At 70.5% G+C, this 8837-nt stretch carries 7 protein-coding genes; 3 read left to right on the forward strand and 4 right to left on the reverse strand.

The window, feature by feature from the left end:
* The first annotated feature begins 448 nt into the window (after positions 1-448).
* A complete protein-coding gene (gene guaB / locus VLJ82_RS06930) occupies positions 449-1960 on the forward strand; it encodes an IMP dehydrogenase (RefSeq protein ID WP_408662606.1) in 1512 nt (503 codons plus the stop codon).
* 39 nt (positions 1961-1999) lie between these two features.
* On the opposite strand, the gene VLJ82_RS06935 is transcribed toward guaB, so the two are convergent.
* The gene (locus tag VLJ82_RS06935; RefSeq protein ID WP_408662599.1) at positions 2000-3289 is read right to left on the reverse strand and encodes an HNH endonuclease signature motif containing protein; all 1290 of its coding nucleotides are present in this window, start codon (positions 3287-3289) and stop codon (positions 2000-2002) included.
* 505 nt (positions 3290-3794) lie between these two features.
* On the opposite strand from VLJ82_RS06935, the gene VLJ82_RS06940 reads away from it, so the two are divergent.
* Positions 3795-4532 carry a trypsin-like serine peptidase gene (locus tag VLJ82_RS06940; protein WP_408662600.1) on the forward strand — a complete coding sequence of 246 codons (738 nt, stop codon included), beginning with the start codon at positions 3795-3797 and terminating at the stop codon, positions 4530-4532.
* 95 nt (positions 4533-4627) lie between these two features.
* Here the strand turns inward: VLJ82_RS06940 and VLJ82_RS06945 are convergent, their stop codons facing one another.
* The 3 genes from VLJ82_RS06945 to VLJ82_RS06955 are packed head-to-tail and all read right to left on the reverse strand — an operon-like array spanning position 4628 to position 7558.
* Positions 4628-6604, reverse strand: coding sequence for a S9 family peptidase (locus tag VLJ82_RS06945; RefSeq protein WP_408662601.1), 1977 nt, complete (start codon positions 6602-6604; stop codon positions 4628-4630).
* A 60-nt stretch (positions 6605-6664) separates the two neighbouring features.
* Positions 6665-7144 (reverse strand): tRNA (cytidine(34)-2'-O)-methyltransferase, encoded by a 480-nt coding sequence (locus VLJ82_RS06950; RefSeq protein WP_408662602.1) that lies wholly within the window; start codon positions 7142-7144, stop codon positions 6665-6667.
* Positions 7145-7558, reverse strand: a complete 414-nt coding sequence (locus tag VLJ82_RS06955) for a VOC family protein (RefSeq protein ID WP_408662603.1) — start codon at positions 7556-7558, stop codon at positions 7145-7147.
* 68 nt (positions 7559-7626) lie between these two features.
* Here VLJ82_RS06955 and VLJ82_RS06960 point away from each other — a divergent pair, with 68 nt between their 5' ends.
* Entirely contained in the window at positions 7627-8763 is a 1137-nt protein-coding gene (locus VLJ82_RS06960; protein ID WP_408662604.1) for a GuaB3 family IMP dehydrogenase-related protein, read from the forward strand.
* Positions 8764-8837 lie beyond the last annotated feature (74 nt).

The raw sequence follows: 8837 nt of genomic DNA on the forward strand, positions 1-8837 counted from the left end.
GCCTCGCCGGAGCGGAGCCGGGTCGTGTCGGGCACCGCCGGGCGGAGCCGGATTCTGCTGGGCCCACCGGGCGGGGCCGGGTCTTGTCCCCGTCCCGCCGGGCGGGGCCGGGTGCTGTCCCCGTCCCGCCGGATCCGGCGCGGGCCACGTTGCGAGCTACAGACTTGCGGATTCGGAGTACCGGAGGCAGGAGGGGAAACCCTGATCCTGCCCTGAGGTTTTGCTCACTGCCGAGTGCTGAACCCGGGGTGGGCCCCCAGCCACCCCTAGGATGGGTTATCGGCATCGAGGAGTTCGCGTGACCACCAACTACCCGACAGACCCTGAGACCATCGCAACCCCCGAGCAGGACGCAGTCGCCGACCACCGCGTAGTACCCCCAGTGCCAGGGCGCGGCGACGCCCACCGGGACAACGAGGCCGGCGGCGGTGCCGTTCCCGGCTACAGCGTGCCCGATCAGGCCGACGGCGTGCCAGCGAAATTCGCCACCCTGGGCCTGACCTTCGACGACGTGCTGCTGCTGCCCGGCGCCACCGACGTGATCCCCAGCCAGGTGGACACCTCGGTGTGGCTGTCGCGCAACATCAGCCTGCGGGTACCGCTGGTGTCGGCCGCGATGGACACGGTGACCGAGGCCAGGCTGGCGATCGCGATGGCCCGGCAGGGCGGCATCGGCATCCTGCACCGCAACCTCTCGATCGAGGAGCAGGCCCAGCAGGTGGACCTGGTCAAGCGGTCCGAGGCCGGCATGGTCACCCATCCGGTGACCACCTCGCCGACGGCGACGCTGGCCGACGTGGACGCGCTGTGCGCCCGCTACCGCATCTCCGGGCTGCCGGTGGTCGACGGCGACGGCCTGCTGGTGGGCATCATCACCAACCGGGACCTGCGGTTCGAGACCGACTACTCGCGCCAGGTGGCCGAGGTGATGACGCCGATGCCGCTGGTGACCGCGCAGGTCGGCGTGCACAAGGACGTGGCGCTGGGGCTGCTGGCCCGCAACAAGATCGAGAAGCTGCCGCTGGTGGATGCCGCCGGGCGGTTGCAGGGCCTGATCACCGTCAAGGACTTCACCAAGAGCGAGCAGTTCCCGCTGGCCACCAAGGACGCCTCCGGGCGGCTGCGGGTCGGCGCCGCGGTGGGCTTCTTCGACGACGCCTGGAAGCGGGCGATGGCCCTCGTCGAGGCCGGCGTGGACGTGCTGGTGGTCGACACCGCCAACGGGCACGCGGCGGGCGTCACCGAGATGATCCGGCGGCTGAAGGCCGAGCCCGCCGCCGCGCACGTCGACATCGTCGGCGGCAACGTGGCCACCCGGGCCGGTGCCCAGGCGCTGGTCGACGCCGGCGCCGACGGGGTCAAGGTAGGGGTCGGGCCCGGTTCGATCTGCACCACCCGGGTGGTTGCCGGGGTGGGCGTGCCACAGGTCAGCGCGATCTACGAGGCGTCGCTGGCCTGCCGGCCGGCGGGGGTGCCGGTGATCGGCGACGGCGGCCTGCAGTACTCCGGCGATATCGCCAAGGCCCTCGCCGCAGGTGCGGACACCGTGATGCTCGGCTCGCTGCTGGCCGGCTGCGACGAGTCGCCGGGCGAGCTGGTGTTCATCAACGGCAAGCAGTTCAAGTCCTACCGGGGCATGGGGTCGCTGGGCGCGATGCAGAGCCGGGGCCGGGTCAAGTCGTTCTCCAAGGACCGGTACTTCCAGGGCGACGTGACCGACAACGACAAGCTGGTCCCGGAGGGGATCGAGGGCCAGGTGCCCTACCGCGGACCACTGGCGGCGGTGGCCTACCAGCTGATCGGCGGCCTGCGGCAGTCGATGTTCTACGTGGGCGCGCACACCATCGCCGAGCTGCAGCGCAACGCCCAGTTCGTCCGGATCACCGCGGCCGGACTGAAGGAGTCGCATCCGCACGACATCCGGATGACGGTCGAGGCGCCGAACTACAGCGGTCATTGAACCGCGGCGGCCACTGAGCCGTCCCGGCCGCTGGCGCAGTCATGGGCGGACGTTGCGTTGCGGTTGCCGGGCCGGGTCGATCCAGGCCGGCGGGACGAACCACGGCACGCCGTCGCGCATGGTGACCTGCCAGCCGCCGGTGTCGATCCGGTCGTGGTGGTAGTCGCACAGCAGGCAGAGGTTGTCCAGGTCGGTCCGGCCGCCGGCGCGCCACGGAATGACGTGATGCTTCTCGGTCCACTCCGGCGGGTCGGTGCAGCCGGGGAAGCAGCAGCCCTGGTCCCGGGCGATCAGCGCCAGAGTCTGCCGGTCGCTGGCCACCCGGCGGGTGGTGCCGTAGCCGAGGATGCCACCGGTGCTGTTGTGCACGATCCAGGCGATGGTCGCCTGGTCGGCCATCCGCAGCGCCTGATCGACGCTGAGCCGCTGTCCGAAACTGGTGCCGGCCAGTCCGGTGCCGGCCTGGAACTGCTCGGCGGTCATGGTGATCAGCACCGTCGCGGGCACCCCGCCCGAGACCGGCAGCTCACCGGCCCGCAGGGCGAGCTTGAGCACGCTGCGGAAGGCATCGTGCATCCGCTGCCCGGCGGTGCGCTCGTCCCGCTCGCCGGCGCACATCGGTTTCGGGGCGGCCAGCGAGTGCAGCACCGTCATGGCCAGCGCCGCGGTCTCGGAGTCGAGGTCGGCGGTCAGCCGGTGCATGCCGTCCCTGTCGGGCACGCAGCTGAGGAACCGCCGCCGCTGCTGAGCCTGCTCGGTGGCCAGCGTGCCGTCCGGGTCGAGGGTGTCCAGCAACCGCCTGGCGATCCCACGCAGCGTTCCGGCATCGAAGCGGGCCGCCTGCTCGACCAGGAATGCCTCGGCATCGACCTGCCGCTCGACCGGCAGCCGGGCGGCGCGCAGCCTGGCCATCGCCGAGAGGATCACCTCCACGTGCCGCCCGGTGAGGATGCCGTCGGCTCGGGCCGCCGCAGCGGCGGGCAGCAGCGGCGGCAGCTGTTCGCCGGTCAGGCCGGTCCGCGGCCCCAGCTCGCGTGCCTGCCGCACCCGGGTGCTGCTCTCGGCCGGAGACAGGTTGAGCAGCCCGGACAGCAACTGCCTCGTCCCGCGCAGCACGTACCGGCCGGCCAGGTTGCGCGCCTCCAGTTCGGCGATCAGCGTCGAGTCGAGCGCCTCCAGTTGCCGGCGGGCACGTTCGGCCAGCCGGAGCACGTCCAGCAGGTCGTCGTCGGCTAGTGCGGAGAACGAGCAGCCGGCCAGCTCAGCGACAGCGGCCGGCAGGGCAGCTGCCCGTACCGTCGCCTCGTTCGCCATCACTGCCGCTGTCATACATCAGACGCTAGGGGAAGGGTCTGACAATTCTGTGTCGTAGGAACCATGAGCTTCGGTTCTACCTTGACCGTAAGGGAAAACGTTGTCCGCTCAACTGTAAGCACGCAATGTAAAGAGCCGTTACCAGGCTGCATCCGTGTCCGTCAAGCATTACTTGGCCAATAAAAACAAGGTTAATCATGCGGAACAGCGGTCGCGCAATCGATCGTCCAAGAATTGCCTTACAAAATCGAAGGGTTCAGGGTAACTGGTCGTGGAACCCCTACCCTCAACGACACGATGAGACGTGCACTGCCATCCGATTAGGCTTACAATGGTGAGGTCATCCTGAATAGTGCAGAGCGACTTGATTAGTTGGACAGCCACCGATTGGCTACCGATCGTCGCCGGATGACGACCATTCCTCACCGATACTCTGGGAGGGCAAGCTATGAGATCTACCTATTTTACGAGCGTTCGAGGGCTCGTGTCGGCGCTGGCCGCCGGCCTGCTCGCCGTGCTCATGACGTTAGTGTTCGTGGCTCCGGCCAACGCCAGCATCATCTATGACCCCAACGATGACAGGTACCAGCTCACCGCCACCACCACCCCACCGTATTCCTCCGTGGTGGAGATCCTGCTGCCCGGCAGCCTCGGCAGGTGCACTGGTTGGATGTACGCGCCCAACATGGTCGCGACCGCGGGCCACTGCGTCTACGACAAGACCGCGGTCACCAACGGCACCTTCGACATCACCGGCATGACGGTATGGCCGGGCCGTAACGGTACGTCCACGCCGTACGGGTCGTGCGGGGTAGTGGCCTCCTATGTGCCCGCCGGCTGGACCTCGGGCCAGACCTCCACCCAGCCCGGCAATGAGGCCTTCGACTACGGCGCGCTCAAGCTGAACTGCACGATAGGCAACAGCACCGGCCTGCTGAGCTACGGCGCGAATCCCACGCTCGGGTACTCGACGAGGGTCTGCGGCTACCCGTACGACAAGACGGTCGACACGATGTGGTGTAGCGACAACACGGTACGGGCGGCCGATGCCTATCAGGTCTACTACGCCAACGACACCGTCAAGCGGATGAGCGGCAGCCCGGTGATGGAGTGGACCGGCACCGCGTGGAACGTGATAGCCATCCACACCATGAACGTCCACGGCACCGCCCCGAACCACAGCAGCTACAACCACGGCACCCGGATCACGTCCACGGTGGCCAACGATCTCTACAACTGGCGCTACTCCGTGCCCTGATCACGGGATAGCTCAGCTGAACGACAGGAGCGGCAAGTAGGCATCGCCTACCTGCCGCTCCGGTGCGGCTTGGATTTAGCAGTTCGGCACAGCCCTCAGACCAGGGAGTCCTCCGCCGCCCGCCACAGCTTCAGCACCGGTACGCCGGGCGGTTCGAAGCCCAGCACCTGCCCGTAGAACGACAGCGCGGACTCGGTCGCGTTGATCTGGGTCTCGGCCCGCCGGAAGCCGTGCGACTCACCGGCGTAGGCCAGGTAGGCGTGCGGAATTCCCTTGGCCACCAAGGCATCCCGGAACATCTCAGACTGCGACGGCGGCACCACCGGGTCGTCCAGCCCCTGCAGCAGCAGCACCGGGCAGGACAGCTGGTCCACCTTCGACAGCGGTGCCCGGGACTGGTACAGCGGCAGCGCCTCGGGCAGCGGGCCGATCAGCCCGTCCAGGTAACGGGATTCGTAGTCATGGGTGTCTTGAGCGAACTTCACCAGGTCCGCGACGCCGAAGTAGCTCACCCCGCAGGCGAACACCTTCGTTCCGGTCAGCGCCGACAGCACCGTCCAGCCGCCCGCCGAGCCACCCTCGATGGCCAGCCGGTTGCCGTCGGCCATGCCGGCCTCCACCAGCCCGCGCACCGCGGCCACGGTGTCCTCGACGTCGACGATTCCCCACTGGCCGCGCAACCGGTCGCGGTACACCCGGCCGTAGGCGGTGGATCCGCCGTAGTTGACGTCCACCACGCCGATGCCGCGGCTGGTCAGGTAGGCGATGGCGAGGTTGACCAGCGGCGACACCCGGGAGGTCGGGCCGCCGTGCACGAACGCGACGTAGGGCGGCAGCTCACCGTCCGGTGCCTGGAAATCTGGGTTGCTGGGCGGGTAGACGAAGGTGTGCACGTCCCGGCCGCCCGGGCCGGAGAAGGTCATCGACCGGGCCTGCGGCAGGTAGGCGGCCGGCGGCAACCGGTCGTTGCTCAAGCGCAGGTCGGTGATCTCGCCAGTGGCCAGGTCGAGCGCTCGCAGGCCGGTACCGGCCTGGGCACCGCCGCAGGTCAGCAGCGCGCGGCCGTCGCCGACCCCGTTGAGCGCCACGGTGCTCAGGCCGCCCAGCTCGATCTCGGACAGCTCGCCGGTGGCCGGGTCCAGCACCGCCAGCCGGTCCTCCCCGAAGGTGCGCACGGTCAGCAGCCGGCCGTCGCCGAGCGGGGCGTACCAGCGCATGCCGAGCTGCCACAGCGCGCCGGCGAAGTCCTCCGAGCACGGGCACAGTGGCTGCGGGTCGGCGTCCCCGGTCAACGGAACCCGGTACAGGTTCCACCAGCCCGACCGGTCACTGATGGCGAACAGGCTATCGTTGTCGGCCCATTCCGGTTGCAGCACCGACTCGGTGGTCGAGCCGATCAGGGTGCGCCACGGGCCACAGGTGCCGTCGGGCGTCAGCTCGGCCACCCGCAGCTCGGTGCCGTCCCACGGCATCTGCGGGTGCTCCCAGGCGATCCAGGCGAGCTTGCTGCCGTCCGGCGACACCCGGGCGTTGGTCAGGAAGTGCGAGCCGGACACCACCGACCGGACCCGGGAGGGATCGTCGGCAGCGGAGCCGTCCAGCGGTACGGCGCAGACGTCCCGGCGGATCGAGCCGTCCGGCTGGTGGCTCTCCCGGATGCACCACACCTCGGTGCCGTCGGCCGACAGTTGCGGCTCGGCGTAGCGCAACCCGGCCGGGACCGGACCCGCCGGGGTGAGCGGCTCCGGCTCGCCAGTGCCGGGCACCAGCCGGTACAGCCGCTGGTCGGTGAACTCGGTGAACAGCAGGCTGCCGTCCGGGGTGGCAGTCCAGGAGGCGCCGCCGTACTCGTGGACCCGGGTGCGCGCGTTCCACGGCGGGGGCAGCACGTCCTCCGGCTGGCCGTCGGCGCCGAACCGGCGGACGGACTGCCGGCCCGCCTCGGCGGGACGCTGCTCGGTCCACCACACCTGATCGCCCACATAGCGACCACCCGACACCGGGTGGGCGCTGGCCACCAGGTCGGATGCACTGATCGGAGAGCTCCACGAACCGTACGGTGCTGTCTGCATACGCAGATCATGCCCGGCCGGCAGCGGCGGCATCGACCGGACCCTGCCGGTCCCGCCCGGTCAGGCTCCGGCGAAGCCGTGCTGGCGCCAGGCCTCATAGGCGGCCACCGCGGCGGCGTTGGACAGGTTCAGCGAGCGGCGGCCGGCCAGCATCGGAATGCGCACCTCGGCGCTGATCCGCGGGTCGGCCAGCACCGCCGCGGGCAGCCCGACCGGCTCGGTGCCGAACAGCAGCACGTCGCCGGGTTGGTAGCCCACTTCGGTGAACCAGGTGGTGGCCCGGGTGGTGAAGGCGTAGACCCGGGCCCTGCCGCCGGAGGCCGCCGCCTCCCAGGCGCTCCAGGCCGCCGGCAGGTCGGGATGCACCACGACCGAGGCCAGGTCGTGGTAGTCCAGTCCGGCCCGGCGCAGCTTGGCGTCGGACAGGTCGAAGCCCAGCGGCCCGATCAGGTGCAGCTCGCTGCCGGTGGCGGCCACCATCCGGATGGCATTGCCGGTGTTGGGCGGGATCTTCGGCTCCAGGAACGCGATCCGGAACACCTACGGCTCCGACCCGGCGGGGTTGACCGGCGGTGCCCAGGACGGCCGCGGGACCAGGCAGAACGGGTGGCCGGCCGGGTCGGCGTACACCCGCCAGCCCGGCTCCGGACCTGCTGGGTCCGCGGCAGCCAGCCGGCGAGCACCCCGGGCCAGCACCAGCGGCTCGGCGATGTCGAGGTCATCGACCATCACGTCGACGTGCAGCTGCTGCGGCCGGGCCGGGTCGGGCCAGTCCGGTGCCCGGTAGTCGGTCACCGGCTGGAACGCCAGTCCGGACGAGCGGTCGTCGGCGGCCACCACCACCCAGTCCGGTTGCTGCCAGGTGATCGGCCAGCCCAGCAGCTCGGAGTAGAAGCGCGCCAGCACGTCCGGGTCGGGACAGTCCAGCACGAGGTGGTGCAGCCGTCCGATCATGCCTGCTCCCGCATCCTCGGTGTCGTGCCCGCACGACGCGGCGCGGGCCATAGGGCAGACTTTGGCACATGCCTGACACCGTGGAGATCGGACTGGGTCGCGAAGCCCGGCGCGGCTACCACCTGGACGAGGTGGCGCTGGTGCCCACCCGGCGCACCCGGGGCTCGTCGGTGGTCTCGACCGCCTGGCAGATCGATGCGCACACCTTCGAGCTGCCGCTGGTGGCCGCGCCCTCGGACGCCGTGGTCTCGCCGGACACCGCGGCCGAGATCGACCGGCTCGGCGGCCTCGCGGTGCTCAATGGCGAGGGCCTGTGGGCCCGCTACGACGACCCCACCGCCGCGCTGGCCAGCATCGCCGACGAGTCCGGGTGCACCACCAGCACGCTGCAGCAGCTCTACGCCCAACCGGTCTCGCCGGAATTGCTGGCCCGCCGCACCAGCGAGCTGCAGGCTGCCGGCATCCGGGTGGCGGTCCGGCTGTCGCCGCAGCACACCGTCGCGCTGTCGCCGGTGGTGCTCAAGGCCGGCGTGGACCTGCTGGTCATCCAGGGCACCGTGATCTCGGCCGAGCACGTCGGCTCGCCGGACGCCGCGGACGAGGCGCTGAACCTCAAGACCTTCATCGCCGACCTCGACATCCCGGTGCTGGTCGGCGGCGTGTCGAACTACCAGACCGCGCTGCACCTGATGCGGACCGGCGCCGCCGGGGTGATCGTCGGCTACGGCGCCCACTCCGGCTCCACCACCCACTCCGCGCTGGGCATCGACGTTCCGATGGCCACCGCGATCGCCGACGCGGCCGCGGCCCGGCGCGCCTACCTGGACGAGACCGGCGGCCGCTACGTCCACCTGATCGCCTACGGCGACATCACCACCGGCGGCGACATCGCCAAGGCGCTGGTCTGCGGGGCCGACGCGGTGATGCTCGGCGAGGCGCTGGCCGGCGCCGCCGAAGCCCCGGGCGGCGGGCGCTACTGGGATCCGACGGCCTCGCATCCCCGGGTGCCGCGCTCGGCCCTGGTCGATCTCGGCGTCGAGCCGCAGGACCGTCCGTCGCTGGCGGAATTGCTGCTCGGCCCGACCGCTGACCCCAGCGGTGAACGCAACCTGTTCGGGTCGCTGCGCCGGGTGATGGCCAAGTGCGGCTACTCCTCGGTGAAGGAGTTCCAGAAGGCCGAGTTGATCGTCACCAGCCTGCGCTGACCGCAGGCCCGGACGGCCCGCTGACCGCAGGCCGGACGGCCCGCTGACCGCCGACCAGGCCGGCAGCCGGATGG

The sequence above is a fragment of the Jatrophihabitans sp. genome (assembly GCF_035474675.1).
Classification (GTDB): domain Bacteria; phylum Actinomycetota; class Actinomycetes; order Mycobacteriales; family Jatrophihabitantaceae; genus Jatrophihabitans_A.

What these genes read in the sequence shown, in the direction of transcription:
- VLJ82_RS06945 (WP_408662601.1), bottom strand. Translation starts at nt 6,604, where the DNA reads ATGCAGACAGCACCGTACGGTTCGTGGAGCTCTCCGATCAGTGCATCC.
- VLJ82_RS06935 (WP_408662599.1), bottom strand. Translation starts at nt 3,289, where the DNA reads ATGACAGCGGCAGTGATGGCGAACGAGGCGACGGTACGGGCAGCTGCC.
- VLJ82_RS06960 (WP_408662604.1), top strand. Translation starts at nt 7,627, where the DNA reads ATGCCTGACACCGTGGAGATCGGACTGGGTCGCGAAGCCCGGCGCGGC.
- VLJ82_RS06940 (WP_408662600.1), top strand. Translation starts at nt 3,795, where the DNA reads ATGACGTTAGTGTTCGTGGCTCCGGCCAACGCCAGCATCATCTATGAC.
- VLJ82_RS06955 (WP_408662603.1), bottom strand. Translation starts at nt 7,558, where the DNA reads ATGATCGGACGGCTGCACCACCTCGTGCTGGACTGTCCCGACCCGGAC.